Raw genomic sequence first — 18,779 nt, 5'->3', positions numbered from 1 at the left:
GGCACCGCCCGTGACAGGATTTCACTAGGCTCGGTGGCAATAAGCGAGCCACCTGTACGACCCAGTTTCAGTCACCAGTGGTTATGCATCGCAGGCGCTTTATTATCACGGCGGCGAGTGCCGCCGCTGGCGTGGTGTTTGCCGCGCGGGCCGCACCGGACCAGCATTTCGACATTGTTTATCCGCAGATCAGGCCGGGACGCGACGTGCATGCGGCGTTCGCGCTCGCTACGCTGGATGTCGCGATGAAAGCGGCCCACGCGTCGTATACTACGCGTCAGCTCGAGGTCGTGATGGAGCGCGGCCGCGCGCTTGCCGAACTCGCCAGCGGTACGACGATCAACCTGCACTGGACGAGCATGGAGGCGCAGGCCGAGCGCGGCCTGAACGTCGTGCATATTCCAATTCATCGCGGTCTGATCGGCTATCGCGTGTTTTTGATCAGACAGGACCGCCAGGTCGATTTTGACCGGATCGAAACGCTGGAGGACCTTCGCTCGATGACGGGCGTGCAGGGGCTCGGCTGGATCGATGCGAGGATCATGCGCAACGCCGGCCTTCGCGTGCAGACACCTTCGACGTACGAGACGATCTTCAGGATGCTGGAGGGCCGACGCGTCGACTACTTCCCGCGCGGTGTGATCGAAGCGTATCCCGAACTGGAATCGCGCAGGGCGACGGAGCCCGATCTCGCCGTCGAGCAAAGTCTGCTGCTCGCGTATCGTTCCGATTTTCTGTTCTATGTGTCGCCGAATCATGGAGAGCTGGCCGCGACGATCGCGCGTGGCTTCACGGCCGCCTGGCGTGACGGCTCGTATCTACAGTTGTTCAACACGCATCCGTACATCCAGAATGGGCTGAAACGCGGGAATCTGGGTGGCAGGAAGGTGATACGGCTGGACAATCCATTCTTGTCGGACGAGGATCGAGCAATTCCCGATACATACTGGATGCGCCTTTAGACCCCTCATTCCAGACCGAGGGTATGACCGGGATTCGTGAATATCCGAGGCGCTCGTCAGTTGGGGGGATCTCAGGCTTCGCAGCCGCATAGGTGCGAAGCTGCTCGGTGACGGTCTTGCCCGGCACCACTTCAGGACAAGCCGCCAGTATGCGCTTGAAGAAGAATCATTTCGCCGCCGGTTTGTCGCGGTGCATCTGGAGAAGAATATCGAGTTCGATGCCGTGTTGGTTGACCACACACCACAGCAGGCACGGTTCACCGCGCGGCGTTACAAACACCGCGTCGAGGTGCCCATGTCGCGCCCGGTTTGCGGTGAGAAGCTTTAGCGCGATGCACAAAGCCCGCGCCGAACCTGTCGCACGAACGCCGGATGGTTTCATAACTAACCACGCCGCGCTCCAACAGCAACTCTTCGACGTCGCGCAGGCTCAACTGAAACCGGAGGTACCGGCTCAGCGCGCAGCTAATGGCCCTGCAAGAAACCGGTGACCGTGATAAGGCGATCTGGCTTTCTTCATCTGCGATCTTACCCGCTAATCTCCGGTAGCCCGTCAATGTGACGGTGCCCGTGCGGCAGCTTCAGGGTTTTGCATGGCACGATGTCACCACGCTGGCTGGCGACAATCAATGCATGCGCTTTTTCCGGAAGGGCTGGCCGCGCGTTGGAGAACTCTTCGATCGCGCGGGCACTTGCCGCGCCGAGCCCGGGGCACAACCTTCCACCACTGACCCTCGCGCGGTATGCGCACGGTGAGGCCGGCGAGTGTCGTGATGTCGTGCTCGTGCAGCACACGAATCGCGCGGTGCAAACCCACTGTGCTATGTCCTCGGCGATCTGCGCTTCCGGCGGTCAGACGGTGCGCAGCGCGTCGATGACACGCGCGACCCGATTGGCGCGCTGTTCGCGTTCCTTGGCGGGATGCGTGAGCAGTGCTACGAGATCGTCGCGACGGGCCGTGCGCGCGACATTTGCCGACGGCCGCAATTCGTGTGGAGGGATGTTGAGCAGCGTCGTTCGCGTCGTTGCTCACAGAGCCCTAGTCCACCCGATGGAGCGGCGAATTTGTATTTTCCGCTACGCGTACTTTGCATGGCGGCATGGGCGTCGGTTGGTCCTCGAGGAACGCCGTGGCGCAGCGGATTGCGAATTCGAACGCCGACTGGCGATTCGCAAAACGACCTAGTTCGCCCAGGGATGTCGCCTCGCCATCTTCCTCGAGAATCGACACCCGTGCGACAAACATGTTGCCGCTTCGCGTAACCGACGGTTTGATGACCACGCCGTGATGGTTGAAATGCATCATTCCTCCAGGCTGTGTCCAAAATGTCACCGGTCTGCTAACCAAGTCACGCCCTGATTTCTCCACGGCGGTACTTGATGCCGGCGCGGAGCGGGATTCGTGCCGGCTGACTGCACAACTGCGAACAATTCTAGTCGTGCATGAAGCGATTGCGGTGAACGATCTCATGTACATAAGTCGCCCATTTCGGACGGACGCATGTTTCGGCGGACTTCGCCGTGTCGTTTTCCGACTGCATGTCGGAGTGAACTGGACTTCGGGCCATCATGTGCCAAAAGATACCGGAGTCCTCGAGCCACAAATCGTCTCCGACTGCGAGGTCCGTCAGGTGCCCATGACGAGTTCTTGCTGGCTGCAACTGCACAGAATCTGAGGCGAATGGCGAAGTGGTTGATGCCAAAGCAGGAAGAAATGGCGGCAGCGGCGGGTTGATACGCATCGCGAAGCGATGCGCAGAAGCAGCGCGATCGGAAAAAACGCTGAGCGCGTCGATTGCATGACCAAAAATCACCGCGCCCGCGCGCGAAAGCGCAGTTTTTCAACGAAATAGACCCTGCTCGGTCGTTCGACACCGAGCGGAATAGCTGTCTCATGTGGAAAGCACGGCGGCCGTAGCCGTTCGTCTCTTCTTCGACGCTCGTACGGGCCAGTCTCCGGCAAGCCAATCCGCTGGTACGTTTCACGTCCTTTTTCCTTGTTGCTCGTGGCGCTCGCGAGGTCGCCAAGACGCTGCAACGACGCGTCGAGCTCGTGCATCTGCGGGCATCGACTCGACCATCGCCTGCTGGCAGCCCGTTGCAATTCGCTGACTTCTTCTTACAACATCAACAGCTCCCGTCCCTGACGCACCGCAGGCCGCCCGTGGCGCTATGCGCACAGGTCCCCAGCGACGGCTAGGCTCGATGATTGCTGTAGTTGCAGCTGGAAAGTTGCGCTGCCGTCACCAACGAGCGGGGCCAAAAACCGGCAGTGCCGCAACGTCGACTTCGGCTGCGCGGACCACCGGAGATGGCGTCGGGTCAGTTTGTATGCCTGCCAGCATGGAGCCTTCTATGGATCGCTTACACCTGTCCGAAGCGTCGCGCAGCTCCAGCGTCACCGTCGGACGAGTGCCCGTATTTAACAGCACATCCGAGCGTCCCAGGACGTCGCAAATGACCGCCTTCACTGCGGCGCTGCAGGCGTACACCGGCCAGGTCTTCGACGATTACGAAGCGCTGCACGATTTTTCGGTACGGGAGTATCGAACGTTCTGGCGATCCTTCGTGCAGTGGTCACAAGGGCTCGAATGGTCGGGCAGCATCGAGCCCGTCTGCGTTGGCGACGAGTGCGAGCATGCACGCTTTTTTCCGCAGGTCCAACTGAACTACGCGGAAAACCTGCTTGGCCTGTCCGTGGCAACCGCCAACGCGCCTGCGCTGACCGCATGCTATGCAGATGGCCGACGAGTGCGCCTGACCCGCGGCGAGCTGCGGGAGCGCGTGGCGCGTCTCGCCCACGCTCTTTCGGAGTGGGGGCTGCGCGATGGGGACCGTGTGGTCGGCGTCATGCGCAACGACGCAGAGGCGGTTGTTGCCGCGCTTGCCGTTACTGCGCTAGGTGCGACGTTTGCATCCGCTGCGCCCGAAATGGGCGTCGAGGCGATCCTCGATCGCTTCACGCCACTCGCGCCGCGCCTGCTGTTCGCGCCCACTGCGGCGGGTGATTTCGACAGTATGCCGGTGGTCGATAAAGTCGCCGATCTGGCTGCCGCGCTTTCCTCGCTGGAGGGCATCGTCCGTCTCGATGATGGGACCTTGCCGGGCGCTGTCAAGCAGCGGATCTATTCGCTCGGTAAGCTGATCGACGAAGGCGACGCCGCGCGCTTCGTGTGGCGGCGCTTTCCGTTCAATCATCCGCTTTTCATCATGTTTTCGTCGGGCACCACCGGCAAGCCGAAGTGCATCGTGCACGGCGCGGGCGGCACCCTGATCGAGCATCTGAAAGAGCATCGGCTGCACAGCGATCTACGGCCCGGCGACCGGATGTACTTCCACGCCACCTGTGCATGGATGATGTGGAACTGGCAGCTTTCGGCGCTCGCGTCCGGCGTCGAGATCGTCACCTATGACGGCTCGATCTCGACCGTCGATACGCTGTGGCGCCTCGTCGCCGACGAGCGCGTCACCGTGTTCGGCACCAGTCCCGCTTATCTGAAGATGTGCGAGGACGCGGGTCTCGATCCATCGCGGCAGTTCGATCTCGGCGCCCTGCGGGCCATCTTGTCGACGGGGGCCGTGCTGTACGACACGCAGTTCGAGTGGGTGCGCGATCACGTGAAGCCGCTGCCCCTGCAATCGATCTCGGGCGGCACCGACATCATCGGCTGCTTCGTGCTCGGCAACCCGAACCTACCCGTCTACGCAGGGGAAGCGCAGTGCAAGAGTCTCGCGCTTGACGTTCAGGCGTGGGACCAGGACGCTCGTACCAGCGGAATCGGCAAACTCGTCTGCACGAAGCCGTTTCCGTCGCGTCCGCTCGGCTTCTTTGGCGACGACGACGGCACGCGCTTTCACGCCGCGTATTTCGCCGCCAATCCAGGTGTGTGGACGCACGGGGATCTGATCGAGTTTTCGCCTGAAGGCACTGCGCGGCTGCATGGCCGGTCCGATGGAATACTGAATGTACGCGGTATCAAGATCGCACCGGCCGAGATCTATCGTGTGCTGAGCGATATCCGGGAAATTCGTGAAGCGATGGTGATCGAGCAGCGGCCACGCGACGCGCCAAGTGATCACGCACGCGCTCAAACGCCTGACCCGCGCATCGTCCTCCTGCTGGTCCTGAAAGATGGCGCGACGCTGACCGGCACGCTGGTCGCCCGGATACGCCGCGACCTCGCGCGTCGCGCATCGCCCGCGCACGTTCCCGACCGGATCATCGCCGTCGATGCATTGCCGGTTACCCATAACGGCAAGTTTTCCGAAGCGGCCGCGCGCGATGCGGTCAACGGCTTGCCGGCCGCCAATGTCACGGCGCTACGCAATCCCGAATGCCTCGACGCGATCCGCAACCATCCGGCGCTCAAGCCAGCGACTCGTGAGCTTCCGCCAGCCGGCGAGTCGCGCGAACAACTCGAACAACATTTGCAGTCACTGTGGGAGAAGCTGTTTGACTTTGCGCCGATCGGCCGCGACGACAACTTCTTCGACCGGGGTGGTGATTCGCTGCTCGCCGCGCGGCTGCTCGCCGACGTGCATCAGTTGACCGGCCACACAATTCCACTCGCGATGCTGCTGATTGCGCCGACGATCTCGCGCCTGGCCGCGCTGATCGAGGAGGGCACATCACCGTCGTCTTCACCGATGCTGGTACCCGTGCGGGGCGGCACCGGGACGCCGCTGTTTCTCGTGCATGGCTCGAGCGGCTCGGTAATGGAATGCTGGGCGCTGATCCACGCGCTGCGTAGCCCGCGCCCGGTCTATGGGCTGCAAGCACGCGGCCTTGATGGCGAGCAGCCAGCACAGCGGCATGTGGAAGAGATGGCGGCCAGCTACATCGACGAGATGCGCAAAGTGCAGCCGAGCGGGCCGTACTCGCTCACCGGCTATTCGTGTGGCGGGCTGATCGCGTTCGAGATCGCCCAACAGCTGTGGCGCGCGGGGGAGCGAATCGAACTGCTATGCCTGCTCGATCCCTACGTGTACGAGCGTTGGCTGCCGTGGAGCGCATGGCTGCGACAAGTTTGCGGCCGGCTGCGCGGGCAATGGCGCAAGCTGCGCGCAGTGCCTGATTCGCAGCTTTCAAGTTACCTGGCGGACCGGCTCGCCGTTGGAGCCGATTACGTGCAAATGCGCCTAAGGCGCATGAGGCTGCGGCCGGACGCCACCACGGCGACGTTTCCGCCTGCCCTGCGCCGCGTGCGCGAAACGTTGGTACTGGCGATGTCCACCTACCGGCCGCTCCCGTATCACGCTGGACTGATTGTGTATGTGCGCGGAGCGGTTCGGTCGGACGAGCATGGCGATCCGATGCTTCTGTGGCAGCGCGTCGCGCGCCGCGGCCTGGTGATTGCCGAGGTGCTCGGTAGCCAGGAAGATATGCTTGTCGAGCCGAACTTGCGGGCCGTCGCAAGCTTACTGGACCAGGGGTTGGCGAATGCGTGAGGCGCTTGGCGGCCTCGACTTCCCAGCTAACGCCGCGCATGTGCGGGTGCTGAACGAGCATCTCGTCTGACACACGCATGTTCGGCGCTCGCGCACACGCTTTCGCTGGACGAGCGACAGCGTGCACGAGCCTGCACGCGTCGCTGGCCAGCTTCTCGCGGACAACAAGCGATGCGCGGGGAACTCGTAGCGCGACCAGCGCTGTTCGCATTCGTCGAGTGCCTTTAAAGCCGCTTTCTTCCGACATGCGCTTGTCGTAGCCAGGCCACCGCTCGTAATTGGTCCGCTGAACGTCGAATCGCAGAGGGCCAAATATCGTATTAACCGCGTGCCAACCTCAAGCTGTTGGCCCGGGGCTACGCGCGCAAGAAGACTGCACAAGTTGCGCGAAGCGCTGCGCGGGCAAGGCCAGACTGGCGGTGGCGGCCTTGATGCTCACGGCTGCGTGCCACATGCTGCACGACGGCGACGAAATATGCTGATCTCGGAGCCGATCACTTCAACCGCCATGACACAGGAAAGACCATCCAGCGCCTGCTTAAACGTCTGGTCGACCTCTGCTTTCAGCTCCAAGGGACTGCAACCACCTATGAGCACCTCTCACGAGCGCATCGGTCGACATCGTCAAGCAAGGGTCCGAGATGCTTAACGAGCATGGGCACCGCGCGCTCATCCTTGAACATGCCTTCGTGCGATCCGGGAAGCCGGCAGATCAAGAGCCGACCGTTAATAAACCTGGACCAGCCCATCTTGGGATCGACGAAGCGGCTGACCGGTATCTGCGCACTCTGTAACAACACCACGTCGCACGTGGACTCGGACGGCTGATAGTTGGCCTGCGCATCCGCAAGAGCTGACAAGAACCACCGGTTCGCCCAGTCTTCCTTGCCCAGTTCCCGAAGCTCCTCTGCGAGGTGAAATTTGGATAGCAGGTTCAGCATCTTCTTCCAACGCACGACTCGAGTCGACCCAAGAAACTGCGCGATCCGCAGCTTGCCACTTCGAAGGAGCGCCAACTGATCCTTGCGGAAACGGAGTTTGTATCTGGATTGGGCGAACTTGAAATGAATGCGTTGGAGAAGGAAAAGCCGATCGAGATAGCCAGGGCACCAGGCGTCGCCCATCACGACGAGGGGAACCTGCTCCCCGGCCTGCCTCAACTGACGCGCGGCTTCATAGGCCATGACGCCCCCGACACATAGCCCAACCAGGATATACGGGCCGCTCGGTTGTGCCTCACGGATGAGGCGCACGTAATCGGTTGTGATCTCTTCCAGCCTGCGCCTATCCAACGATCGAGGATTGCTGGGATCAAATAGTTGAACGGCAAAAAACGGCCGATGCGTTCCAATATTCCTGGCCAGGTTGTAATACATCATCGTGTTGTTGATCGCGATGACTGGCGTCTTCTCGCCTAGCGGCTGAATCTTAACGACGTTCCAAGGTTCAGGCGGTATTTCGGTCCTCGACACACGGGCTGCGAACTCTTTGATGCTGGGCGCCGCGAAGAGCGCCGCAACGCCAATCTCGACCCCAAAGGTACTTCTGACTCGCGCAACCATCCGCGAGGCCACCAGGGAATGACCGCCGAGCTCGAAGAAATTATCATGTCGGCCAACCCGATCGAGCTTGAGCAGTTCCGTCCAGATTCTTGCCAGACGGGTTTCGACCTCACCAACGGGCGCTTCATAGCCGCGCGCCGCATAGGCCGCGCGGTCCGGGGCCGGCAGCGCCTTTAGGTCGAGCTTGCCGTTCGGCGTGAGCGGCAAGACGTCAAGCCGCACATAGGCCGCCGGCACCATGTATTCCGGCAATGCCGCGTGCAGATGCGCGCGTAACGCTTCTACGGCAATCGACTCGCCATTGGCCGACGTGTAGTAGCCGACTAGCCGCTTCTCGCCCGGATCGTCTTCACGCGCCAGCACCACCGCTTCGCGCACGCCCGCGTATGACGACAGCCGCGCTTCGATTTCGCCCAGCTCGATTCGAAAGCCGCGGATCTTGACCTGAAAGTCCTCGCGCCCGAGAAACTCGATGCTGCCGTCGGGCAGGTAGCGGCCAAGGTCGCCGCTCTTGTACATGCGCGCATCGGGCTGCCCGGCAAACGGGTCCGCCAAAAACCGCGCTGCCGTCAGCTCTGGCCGGTTCAGGTAGCCGCGCGCTACTCCAGCGCCGCCGATGTGAATCTCTCCCGCCACGCCAGTCGGAACCGGCTCGCCGTTCCTATCCAAAATGTAAATCCGCGTGTTCGAGATCGGACGACCGATAGGGATGCTCTTTGGTCCCTCTGGAATTTCGCGGACTTCGTGGGTAACCGCAAAGGTAGTGGTTTCGGTAGGGCCGTAGCCATTGAGAAGGTGTTGCGGTGGGCTGCGCTGGAGCACTTGCGCGATCACTCGAGGATTAAGCGCATCGCCGCCCACGATCAGATAGCGCAGACGCGAGAATGCTTCAGCGAGCGTTTCGGCGTATTGATTAAACTGTGCGACGGTCAGCCACAATACATCGATCGCTTGATGCCCCAGGCAGTGCTTGAACAACTCAGGATCAAGCAGGATTGCCTGGTCAATCACGACGATGCAGCCACCATTGAGCAGAGGTGCCCATATCTCCATGGTGCAGGCGTCAAATGCCGGGTTCGAGGCAAAGGCGACGCGGTCGCTGGCTTGAAAGTCAGCATAGCCGTTGTTCAGCACCAGCCGTCCCACCGCTCGATGTGGAATCATCACGCCCTTGGGCTGACCGGTGGAGCCTGAGGTGTACATGACATAGGCAAGATGTTTGGATGTGAGACCGATGTCGGTGCAATTCAGATTGCTGTCCGGCAGGTTCGCCCAGAGTGCCGTGTCGGCATCGAGATCGATCAATGGTGCGGCTGCCGTGGCTCGATCGAACGCCGCAAGCAGCCGGACTTTCGCTTGGGGCTGCGTCAGGACCGCCACAGGGGCGCTGTCGTTGAGCATATGCGCGAGCCGATCGGCCGGATAGGCCGGGTCCAGCGGCACATAGGCGCCACCAGCCTTGAGAATGGCCAAAAGCCCCACCACCATCGCAAGGCCGCGCTCGGCGCAGATTGCCACATGCGAATCAGGCTGGACCCCCACCGCTTTCAGGTGATGCGCGAGGCGGTTGGCCTTGGCGTTCAACTCGGCATAGGTCAGCTGCGCGTCGTCATGCACGACAGCGATCGCGTCCGGGCTTTGGGCCGCTTGTACCTCTAACACCTCATGCACGCATTGGTCTTCCGGATAATCCGCGTCGGTGGCGTTCCACGCCACCAGGAGCTGATGCCGTTCGGTCTCGCTGAGCAGCGGCAGCTGGTTGACCACCCCCGCGTCATCCGCCACCATCGCCTCAAGCAGGCTGCGCAAGTACCCGCCATGACGCTCGGCCGTTGCCCGGTCAAACAGCGCCGTGGCATATTCCAGCGTGCCGACGATGCGTCCGCCTGCCTCGACGAGGTTGAGCGTCAGATCAAATTTTGCGACCGAATAAGGTGAACTCATCGGCGCTACGGTTAGCCCCGCCAGATCGAGGCCCCTTTCGCCGGCGTTCCGCCAGGCGAACATCACCTGAAACACCGGCGTATGCGCCGGGCTGCGCGGCGGCCGCACGATCTCCAGCACCTGCTCGAACGGCAGGTCCTGGTGTTGTTGGGCCTCGAGCACCCGGACCTTCACCCGTTGCAGAAGCTCTCCAACAACGGCCCCCCCGGAGAGGCTCACCCGCAACGCCAGGCTGTTGACGAAACACCCGATCAGAGGCTCGACCTCGACACGGCCGCGGTTGGCGACGGGAGCGCCTATCACCACGTCATCCTGGCCAGACAGCCGGGCGAGCAGCGCCGCCCAACCGGCCAGCAGTGTCATGAACAGGGTCACGTTATGGCGCTGGCTCAGAGCCTTCAATCCCGCCGCGAGGCGCTCGTCCAGCTCCAGCGCCACAGACGCGCCGGCATGGTCCTGCTGGACGGGACGCCGGTGGTCGGTGGGCAGCTCCAGAAAGGCCGGCGCACCCGCCAGGGTGCGCTGCCAGTAGTCGCGTTGCGCCTGCAGGACCTCACCGGTCAGCCAACGCCGCTGCCAGACGGCATAGTCGGGGTACTGGATGGCCAACCTCGGCTGAGGGTCGGCCTGCCTATTCCGGAAGGCGGCGTAAAGCGCGCTTAATTCGGCGCTCAGCACGCCCATCGACCAGCCGTCGGACACAATGTGATGCATGGTGATGAGCAGGAGATGCTCGAGATCAGCTAGCCGGATGAGCCGCCCGCGGATCAGCGGGCCGGCTCGCAGATCAAACGCGGTAAAGGCTTCCTCAATGGCTAGCCGCTGCAGTGCGCCTTCGGTATCGCTGTGTTGGCGCAGGTCGTGCTCGCGCAGGTCAAAGACGCTGTCTTCGGCAGCAATGCGCTGAACCGGTTGACCATCGACGGAGTCGAAGGTGCTGCGCAGCGCTTCCTGCCGGGCGACGAGGCGGTCCAGGGCGCGGTGCAACGCGCCGGCGTCCAGCTCTCCGGTCAATCGCCACGCCAAGGGGATGTGATAGGCCTGGCTGACGCCCTCCATCTGCGCCAGGAACCACAACCGCTGCTGCGCGAAGGACAGCGGCAGAGGCTCGCTGCGACCCGCCGCGGTGATCGGCGGTTGCAGGCTGCGCGCCCCCTCCCGCACCGCCGCGGCAAACTCGGCCAGGACCGGCCGCTTAAAGAACTCGCCCAGCGCCACCTCGACGCCCAGCGCCTGACGCAGCCGGGAGATCACCCTCACTGCCACCAGGGAATGGCCGCCGAGCTCGAAGAAATTGTCATAACGGCCGACCCGATCGAGGTCGAGCAATTCCGCCCAGATCCGTGCCAGACGGGTTTCGACCTCACCGACCGGCGCTTCATAGCCGCGCGCCGCATAGGCCGCGCCGTCCGGGGCCGGCAGCGCCTTTCGGTCGAGCTTGCCGTTCGGCGTGAGCGGCAAGACGTCAAGCCGCACATAGGCCGCCGGCACCATGTATTCCGGCAATGCTGCGTGCAGATGCGCGCGTAACGCTTCGACTGCAATCGACTCGCCATTGGCCGACGTGTAGTAGCCGACCAGCCGCTTCTCGCCCGGGTCGTCTTCACGCGCCAGCACCACCGCTTCGCGCACGCCCGCGTATGACGACAGCTGCGCTTCGATCTCGCCCAGCTCGATTCGGAAGCCGCGGATCTTGACCTGAAAGTCCTCGCGCCCGGTAGACTCGATGTTGCCATCGGGCAGATAGCACGCGAAATCGCCCGCGCGATACATCCGCGCACCCGGCACCGTACCGGAGTAACGCGGAACGTCTTGTTGCCATTGAGCGTCGAAGTAGCCCGCACCCCCAGCCCAGGCGCTGCGCCAACACCGTTGCATGACTTGCTCCGCAGTGAAACTCGGTGGTGTCCGTCGCGCAAAGAGTGTGCCTGTAGGCGCTACTTAGTCGGTTGTAGTCGGGGGTTTCGGGGCGCCAACGGCCGCAGGGGAGGTCGGATTGGGGGCACGCCGATGCGCGACGCGACATGTAAATAAGCGTACCAAAGGCCAACACAATCCGTCTCCGGCAAGGCGGACCCCGCTCACCCTGGAAACGGAACGCTGCCGGAACCTGCCACAGACTTCGTTGCGTTCGTGCTGAATCAGGCACTCGAAGCGATCCGGATGGTCGTGCCAGATGAAGTAAGTCGTTCATTTCGGCGACCATCCGCGGCTGCCACCGGTCGTGAATCAGCGCAAGCTTTGCAGCCAGATTGATACTTTGCACTGAGTCCACCGCCGCGAATAACGACATGAACATGAAGTGCGAATCTCGCAAGGAATACCGCAGCCTGTCTGGTCGAATTTAATCCAACTGCTGCACGGTGATGGTCGCTTTCATGTTCGGGTGTCTGCCGCAAAACACCTTGTAGACACCCGGCTTGTCGCATCCAGTCTTGAACTGCGCCGAACAGCGCTCCCTGCAGAGGGCAAACCGAACTGCAACCGTGTAGATTGTCTGCACCGCAGTGACGCCTTCACGCAGCAGCTCTCCGAGCAGTCGACTCTTTCCTGTTTGGTCGATTACCACGGCATCGGCGAGGATGACCGGCGGCCCGACCGGTCCCATGTTTCCATGTTGCGCCCAAACAGTTGCCGACACTGCCGACGTCACGACCGACGCCATCGCGCGCAACATTTCGCGCCGTGTGATAGCGATCATGTGATCTCCTGAATATCGCCAAAACTGCAGCAGAGCAACTTTATTCGCGGATCATGTAAGTTATCCTATCCATACTGGAACTTACTCACCCTGATTTTCTTATCGCGACACACAACCACGTTTGTACACTACCTGTGATCGTAACGGCGAGCTATGTCGCAGCGGCTCTACTCCGGGCGAGTGTCGCTGCTCCAGTGAGCGAGTCGGCGAGCTCGATAACATTCGTCGCGAAGAGCGTGGGCGTCCAGCGACGAACCGTTGAAACGGCGTTCTGCGAGAATCGCTCCCGCAACGCGTCGTCCGTAGCCAGTCGTACAACCCGGTCGGCCAGCGCTGCAGCGTCGCCCGGCTCGACGACGAAGCCGTTGATACCGTCAAGCACCAACTCGTTTGCGACGCCGCATGTCCTGGTTACGATGGCAGGCTTGGCTGCGGCGAACGCCTCGCTGATGCAAAGGCCCCATTGGTCGTACGCGCTCGGCAGCACGGCGAATTCGGCCAGTGAATACAGGGCTGGCATTTCGCGATACGGGACGCAACCAAGGATCTGTATGTGCCTGCTCATGCCCATTCGATCGATCGCGTTGCGGACTTCCGGGCCGCGCGGCCCCTGCCCCACCAGCAGCAGGGACAGTCCCGCCGCATGCAACTGAGACCGGCAGAATGCCTCGATCAACAGATCGACATTCTTGCGCTTTATGAACCGGCTGACGCAGATGACGTAGCGCGCGGGAAGGCCGAAGTTGCAACGAATCGTCGACGCGCTCGCGAGGGCTGCGCGTGAAGCCGCCGAAAAATACTCGACGTCGATCACGTCGAAGCCGATTCTGGATCGCGTCATCGGAATACCGAGCGAACTGGCGTAAGCGCGGTGTCTTTCGCCGGCGACCAGTGCTCCATCAAAGCCCGAGACCAACACGCGCTTCAGGCGCTCCTTGAGCGCGTATCGCCTGCCGTCATCGGCTTTCGAGTCCGACATGTAGATCAGCGCAAAGCGTTTTCCCAGGACTTTCAGTAGCCGCAGGAAAAGGGAATAGTACGTGTTATAGCCAAGCATCACGACGACGTCGGGCCTGCATCGATGTAGCGCCGTGAGAAGTCCGTTACCGACACGCCACCAATGATGATCTCTCTCGCCGGCATCTTCGACCAAGGTTGTAACGTCCGGTGGCGAGCCATGGAAGAATGCAATGCGACCTTCCTGCGGAAAGCCATAAAGGCCAGATCTTCCAAATACCTCGACAAGGGATACCTTGTCTCCGCGAGCGGCCGCAAGTTTTGCAAGCGCTTCATAGCGCGGGACGTGGTAGTCGCCCAGATTGCCGATGACGAAAAGGAGGCGCATTGGAACAGGACAAGCACGGTTGAGAGACAGGGAACGCCGAACGTGGCGTCCATGGCGCAGCAGGAATCCTGCCCGGGTGAGTCCCGCCTGCACGGTGGCGAATGCGCGCGCCAACGCGTAACTGGTTGGGTATCCTGAACGGGTGCGCTGGCCGAATTGCAGATTGCAAATTGGCGAATAACAGCCCACGTGCCCGTTAACTACCCGTGGTTTGTAAAAAGTAAAGTCGGTCCCCTCACGCGCCGCGCTTTACATGATGCGAGACGACAACCCATTCGAGATTCAGCAATGCTGACTGACCTTGGTGCGGGTCACGAGCCCCGGTAAATCTGTTGGAACACAACCAGTGAATTGCCTGGGCGGTCCCGGCCATGCCGTTCCCTGCAGTTGCTTAGATTAGGCACCCAGACAATGAGCCAAAAAGCGCCTAGTACCTGCGTACGGGCAACCATCGGATTGACAGCTACTCCTACGCACGTTGATCTGGTGCCGATGCTTTTCTGGGGCTAGATCCGAGTCAGCGGCGAACACCGCTTGATCCAGACGGTTGACTGGTGCCGATAGTCCGGCAGCCTGCCGATGCTAAATCTCACGTCCAGAAGCTTTGCGGCGGCGGAACGGCCAACCCGACATCCTTGCATTCAGGGCCGCGGCTTGGGGATGTTCTTTATCGCTTTACTTTGGCCTTCCATACTGTCTACGGATCGCTAGGGACTCTATTGCGACCACAGGAAGACGCTTGGCCTGCTTGCGAGTTGACGGCCGATTCCGCGAGGAAGGGCACATACATATGGGGTTGCGTTGAGGCCGCGGCCACCCTGCCGTTCGCTGCACTCGCGCATCATTTCACGCGGCCCCGCCTCGTCCGGATGCGGGCACTCCGCTTGCTGCACCCTTCGGGTTCCCCCGTCGATTCGACAGGAAAGCGCGAAGAAACAATGACCGCGCGTCGAAACGTTGTTGCGGCAGCGAGTGACTATGGCTGCCGCTCGTACTGTAAGTTCGAGCGCGAGCTCGCGTGAGCGACTGCAAGAGGTTGTCCAATGGTAAAGCGTCCCGCAGTTTTCATGGTTGGTGCGTTTCCACCGCCCGTTCATGGGCTGTCGATGGCGAACGAAGCAATCGCCGAGCGCCTAGACGGTTACTACGCCCGGATCGTCAAGTTCGACACTGTAGGGGCGCGCGTCAGGTCTGGGTGGGCTGCCCGTCTCTGCCGGCTCGCCACTGTGTTGGCCGTCTTGCGTTTTGCGATCATGGCAGCCGTGCGGCGACCATCGTCAATCTATATCGCTCTGTCAGGTGGACCTGGTCAGGTGTACGACGGGATGTTCGCATTGGTTGGGAACCTGCTGCACGTCCCGGTGTTTATTCACCATCATAGCTTCCGATACATCAGCAAACCATCACGTTTGACGCGACTGGTCTTCCAGCTCGCAGGCAACGCAACCCACATCGCGTTGTGCCCGGATATGGCGGCGCGCCTAAAACAGTTGTACCCGACATCGGTCCGGGAAACGCTGCTGTTGTCCAATACCGCACTGTTTCCAGCAGCGCCACGCGGACAGACACGGGTGCGCGGAGGGCATCCGCTGACACTGGGTTTTTTGTCAAATATCACACGCGAGAAAGGCGTCTTCGTATTTTTCGACGTGCTTTCCGTACTCGATCGAAGAGGTCTGCAAGTTCGTGCAGCTGTAGCCGGCCCGGTCGCCGACACGATCGGGGCTGAATTCAATGCAGCGCTGGTTCGCCATCCTCAAGCAGACTATGTCGGCCCGGTTTCGGGTAAAGAAAAGACGAAGTTCTACGAGTCGATCGACTTGCTGGTTTTTCCATCGCGTTATGAAAACGAGGCCGAACCGCTCACTGTCATCGAGGCGCTCGGGTTTGGCGTGCCTGTCATCGCGTCCGACAAGGGCTGCGTTCCTTCGACATTGCGACGGGGCGGCGGAGCCTGCGTTGTCGACGATGAGCGAATGGCAGAACGCATCGCGGATTTCGTCGTCAACGTCGCCAGGTCGCCCGACGTCTATGAGCAACTCTCGCGTGGTGCGGTGGCGTCTGTGACGAACGAAGCCACAAGCCAGGCCACTGCCCTTTCCACGCTCCTCGGAATGCTGACACGGACAAATACGGTAGATGGTTATGTCATCCCGGACCGGCGGATAGGTTCTTAGGCGCGTTTGAGATGTCGGTTCGGCATCGGCCGTGTGGAAGCTTCGCCCTCGACCGGCGCCTTACTCTTTCGTAAGAGCGCGACGACGCCTGAGAGCCTGACCCGGAAAAACACGCAACACCTCCCTCGCGATGGCCGCGTGGTAGAACGGCCGCTGTCCCTGCGGATTCAACCGGTCGATGCATTAGTTTGCTGAAATCGGTCGGCCTCGCGCTGCCACTCCGCAATGGTGGCGGCAGGCGCCGCAACGATCAGGCTTCCCTCGGCGCTCACGACGGGTCTGTCGGCCAGCAGATAGGGATACGCCCGCGTGGCCGTGGTCTTTTTTACGTAGGTGCGGTTGGGTTGATCGAACGGGGCGAAAAGCGTACTGAACGAATCCACGGTTTCGGAGCCGCCCAGAACAAGGAAGCCGCCCGGGTTGAGTGCGTAGTGGAAAGTCGTAATCACGCGCTTTTGCAGTGCCGGCGCGAGATATATCAACAGATTTCTGCAACTGATCAGATCCACCTTCGAGAACGGCGGATCGGCCGCCACATTCTGCCGGGCGAAGACAATCATCTCGCACAGCGAGTCGATGACGCGATAGTGACTGTCTTCCTTGCTGAAAAACCGGCGCAGCCGCTCGGGCGAAACCTCGGCTTCGATGCTGCCAGGATACAGGCCCTCGCGCGCCTGCTTCAGCGAGAGCGTATCGCTGAGGTCGGTGGCAAATATCTGGATCGGCGCAGGCGCGTGGTGCGTCACTTCTAAAAATTCCGCTACCACGATGGCCAGGGAGTAGGCCTCCTGCCCCGTTGAGCAGCCCGGCACCCAGAAGCGGATCGGCGCCGGGGCCCTTGTCTGCGACGATCGCCGGCAGCACGCACGTCCTGATCGATTTAAAGGCGCGCTCGCGCGCAGACTCCGGTTGAATCTGCAGCCGAAGTAGAGCTACAAGTATGGAGAAAAGTCCTGGCCCACGTGCTCTGCAACCTTGCGCTTGAGCATTCTCGTCATCGAGTACACCGTGCCGACGCGTTCGACACCGAGCCGTTGTGTGAGCGTGCCGCCGAAGCCGTTCAGGAAGCCGAAGGTCGACGCGTCGGCAAATCCATCGAAGTCGAACGTGAGCTTGCGCTCCAGCGCTTGCTGAATCGCTGTCCAGAGCAACAGGGAAATCGCTCCATGATGGGCGTCGGGCGTGCGCGTCGAGAGAAGGTAATACATGGTGTGCCTGTCCCAGACGAGACCGATAGCGCCCGCCAGTCTGCCGCTCGTATCATAAGCTCCCAGCACCTGGCCGGCATGACGCTCGACGAAGGCACGCACGAGCTCGCACATCACGGCATGCCCGTAAGCATTCTTGCGGGATCGCGATGCAAGATTCGCCTCATAGAAACGGACGAAGTCGCCCGGTTCCTCGATCAACCGGACCTCGATGGTTGTCCTTGCACCGCGGATTGCGTTTCGCGTCCCGGGCTGCATGCGCCTCCACGCGGCGGCCGCTGAGCATGTCACCGGAATCTGAAATGTGTATCGGGCAGACACCGTGAAGCCGTGTAGCGCAAAAGCGACCGCGTCCGTTATGTGATGGTCGAACACCTGGAAAAAACAGTCGAAGTGCGGCAGCTGCGCGATAAGCTGCGAAACGACATGCAAGCGATGCCGAAACTCGTGAGCAGGGTCCAGGCCCAGCGGTCTGATCGCTGGGCCCAGTGAGCGGGTCAGTGGTGGGAGCGGGGAAACGTGCCATATGCCCTTGTGGGCGATGTAATAGGGCATGTCGCCGAGCAGCTGATTGCCATGCAGGACCCTTGCTGACGACCAGTGACCTTCCGCTGCGATATCGAGCCACCATGTCTCATGAAAGACCGAGAGTGGCATCGACCACCGGGACGGCGGCGACGCAGTTGCCACCTGCGCCTTGGGCAGAGCCCCTGTCAGCTTCTCCGGCCGGAGATCGCGGAAAACTGTCATTGCCATCGACGCCCCCCGTGGTCCCTTGAAACATGGACGTCGCGCAATGTCTGTACCTGGCCGGTCTGGGCACAGGATGGGCGTATAACAGGTATGCGGTCGAGCGCACTCAAGGTCGCGTCCAGGCGTGGATGTACCCGTCGGTATGGCGCCTTCGGACGGCGAAAGAGACAGGCGATGCCAGGTAAAAGTTATAAAAGCCGGACTGGCATTGCATCTGAAGTAGGTATCCCCGTGATTTATTTACTGATTGCGACGATAGCGTGAAACAGCCTGCCCGCATTGGAGACCGCGCCAAAGCGGGGGCTCTATGCCGCGATATGGTGAGCGCGATCGTTGCCCGCGAGCGTCGGGTACCATCGCTTGAAGCACGATTGCAACTGCTCATTCAGGACCGCCGTCCTCACCTGCAGAAGGGCATGCGCGAGAGCCGGCCGCCACGCCATCTGCTGCCGCTTCACAAAGCGCTTGCTGACCACCTGGTTGACCGCCGATTCGACGAAGCTCGAGGTGATCGGCTCGCCATGACGGTAGCGGTCCCCGTAGTTCACGATAAAGCCTGATACCGGCCGACCGGGTCAAAATCCGATCGCCGCGGACACGGTTCAGCGGTCGAAACAAGGCGCTTCAACCCATGCCCGACCATCGCCCTGGCTCGCGTGCCGCTGTTCTGTATCCGATC

Annotated in this window: 11 protein-coding genes and 2 pseudogenes; 3 read left to right on the top strand and 10 right to left on the bottom strand. The window is 61.4% G+C overall.

The window, feature by feature from the left end:
* Window positions 1-83 precede the first annotated feature (83 nt).
* Window positions 84-962: a transporter substrate-binding domain-containing protein gene (locus BN2476_RS30165; RefSeq protein WP_087737876.1), complete on the top strand. Its 879-nt coding sequence runs from the start codon at window positions 84-86 to the stop codon at window positions 960-962.
* A gap of 64 nt (window positions 963-1,026) precedes the next feature.
* Here BN2476_RS30165 and BN2476_RS30160 read toward each other — a convergent pair.
* From BN2476_RS30160 to BN2476_RS49750, 3 genes and pseudogenes are all read right to left on the bottom strand, one after another.
* Window positions 1,027-1,482, bottom strand: a pseudogene (locus BN2476_RS30160) (DDE-type integrase/transposase/recombinase); the annotation flags it as partial.
* A 519-nt stretch (window positions 1,483-2,001) separates the two neighbouring features.
* Window positions 2,002-2,265: a hypothetical protein gene (locus BN2476_RS30150; protein WP_087737949.1), complete on the bottom strand. Its 264-nt coding sequence runs from the start codon at window positions 2,263-2,265 to the stop codon at window positions 2,002-2,004.
* Window positions 2,266-2,395: 130 nt separating this feature from the next.
* On the bottom strand, window positions 2,396-2,776 hold the full coding sequence (locus BN2476_RS49750; RefSeq protein WP_162497894.1) for a hypothetical protein: 381 nt from the start codon (window positions 2,774-2,776) through the stop codon (window positions 2,396-2,398).
* Between the two features lie 541 nt (window positions 2,777-3,317).
* Here BN2476_RS49750 and BN2476_RS30140 point away from each other — a divergent pair.
* Window positions 3,318-6,410 (top strand): acetoacetate--CoA ligase, encoded by a 3,093-nt coding sequence (locus BN2476_RS30140; protein ID WP_087737874.1) that lies wholly within the window; start codon window positions 3,318-3,320, stop codon window positions 6,408-6,410.
* A 435-nt stretch (window positions 6,411-6,845) separates the two neighbouring features.
* On the opposite strand, the gene BN2476_RS46670 is transcribed toward BN2476_RS30140, so the two are convergent.
* From BN2476_RS46670 to BN2476_RS30125, 4 genes are all read right to left on the bottom strand, one after another.
* On the bottom strand, window positions 6,846-6,983 hold the full coding sequence (locus tag BN2476_RS46670; RefSeq protein WP_160111779.1) for a hypothetical protein: 138 nt from the start codon (window positions 6,981-6,983) through the stop codon (window positions 6,846-6,848).
* Window positions 6,984-6,997: 14 nt separating this feature from the next.
* Complete coding sequence (locus BN2476_RS30135; protein ID WP_087737873.1) at window positions 6,998-11,794, bottom strand: non-ribosomal peptide synthetase; 4,797 nt, start codon at window positions 11,792-11,794, stop codon at window positions 6,998-7,000.
* 466 nt (window positions 11,795-12,260) lie between these two features.
* Entirely contained in the window at window positions 12,261-12,617 is a 357-nt protein-coding gene (locus BN2476_RS30130) for a cupredoxin domain-containing protein (protein ID WP_087737872.1), read from the bottom strand.
* A 151-nt stretch (window positions 12,618-12,768) separates the two neighbouring features.
* On the bottom strand, window positions 12,769-14,076 hold the full coding sequence (locus tag BN2476_RS30125) for a glycosyltransferase family 4 protein (protein WP_235851025.1): 1,308 nt from the start codon (window positions 14,074-14,076) through the stop codon (window positions 12,769-12,771).
* A 929-nt stretch (window positions 14,077-15,005) separates the two neighbouring features.
* On the opposite strand from BN2476_RS30125, the gene BN2476_RS30120 reads away from it, so the two are divergent.
* A complete protein-coding gene (locus tag BN2476_RS30120) occupies window positions 15,006-16,139 on the top strand; it encodes a glycosyltransferase family 4 protein (protein ID WP_087737870.1) in 1,134 nt (377 codons plus the stop codon).
* Between the two features lie 167 nt (window positions 16,140-16,306).
* Here the strand turns inward: BN2476_RS30120 and BN2476_RS30115 are convergent, their stop codons facing one another.
* The 3 genes and pseudogenes from BN2476_RS30115 to BN2476_RS30105 form a co-directional block, all read right to left on the bottom strand.
* Window positions 16,307-17,041, bottom strand: a complete 735-nt coding sequence (locus tag BN2476_RS30115; RefSeq protein WP_087737869.1) for a CheR family methyltransferase — start codon at window positions 17,039-17,041, stop codon at window positions 16,307-16,309.
* Window positions 17,042-17,071: 30 nt separating this feature from the next.
* Entirely contained in the window at window positions 17,072-18,103 is a 1,032-nt protein-coding gene (locus tag BN2476_RS30110; protein ID WP_235851024.1) for a GNAT family N-acetyltransferase, read from the bottom strand.
* 302 nt (window positions 18,104-18,405) lie between these two features.
* Window positions 18,406-18,654: pseudogene (locus BN2476_RS30105) on the bottom strand (ISKra4-like element ISBte1 family transposase); the annotation flags it as partial.
* Between the last annotated feature and the right edge of the window lie 125 nt (window positions 18,655-18,779).

The sequence above is a fragment of the Paraburkholderia piptadeniae genome, assembly GCF_900007165.1.
Taxonomy (GTDB): Bacteria; Pseudomonadota; Gammaproteobacteria; order Burkholderiales; family Burkholderiaceae; genus Paraburkholderia; species Paraburkholderia piptadeniae.
The sequence above is the reverse complement of the archived record's forward strand: the minus strand, read 5'-3'. Positions and strand labels throughout refer to the sequence as shown.

Coding starts and splice junctions, on each gene's coding strand:
- BN2476_RS30165 (WP_087737876.1), top strand. CDS start 84: ATGCATCGCAGGCGCTTTATTATCACGGCGGCGAGTGCCGCCGCTGGC.
- BN2476_RS30150 (WP_087737949.1), bottom strand. CDS start 2,265: ATGCATTTCAACCATCACGGCGTGGTCATCAAACCGTCGGTTACGCGA.
- BN2476_RS30140 (WP_087737874.1), top strand. CDS start 3,318: ATGGATCGCTTACACCTGTCCGAAGCGTCGCGCAGCTCCAGCGTCACC.
- BN2476_RS30135 (WP_087737873.1), bottom strand. CDS start 11,794: ATGCAACGGTGTTGGCGCAGCGCCTGGGCTGGGGGTGCGGGCTACTTC.
- BN2476_RS30130 (WP_087737872.1), bottom strand. CDS start 12,617: ATGATCGCTATCACACGGCGCGAAATGTTGCGCGCGATGGCGTCGGTC.
- BN2476_RS30120 (WP_087737870.1), top strand. CDS start 15,006: ATGGTAAAGCGTCCCGCAGTTTTCATGGTTGGTGCGTTTCCACCGCCC.
- BN2476_RS30110 (WP_235851024.1), bottom strand. CDS start 18,103: ATGGCAATGACAGTTTTCCGCGATCTCCGGCCGGAGAAGCTGACAGGG.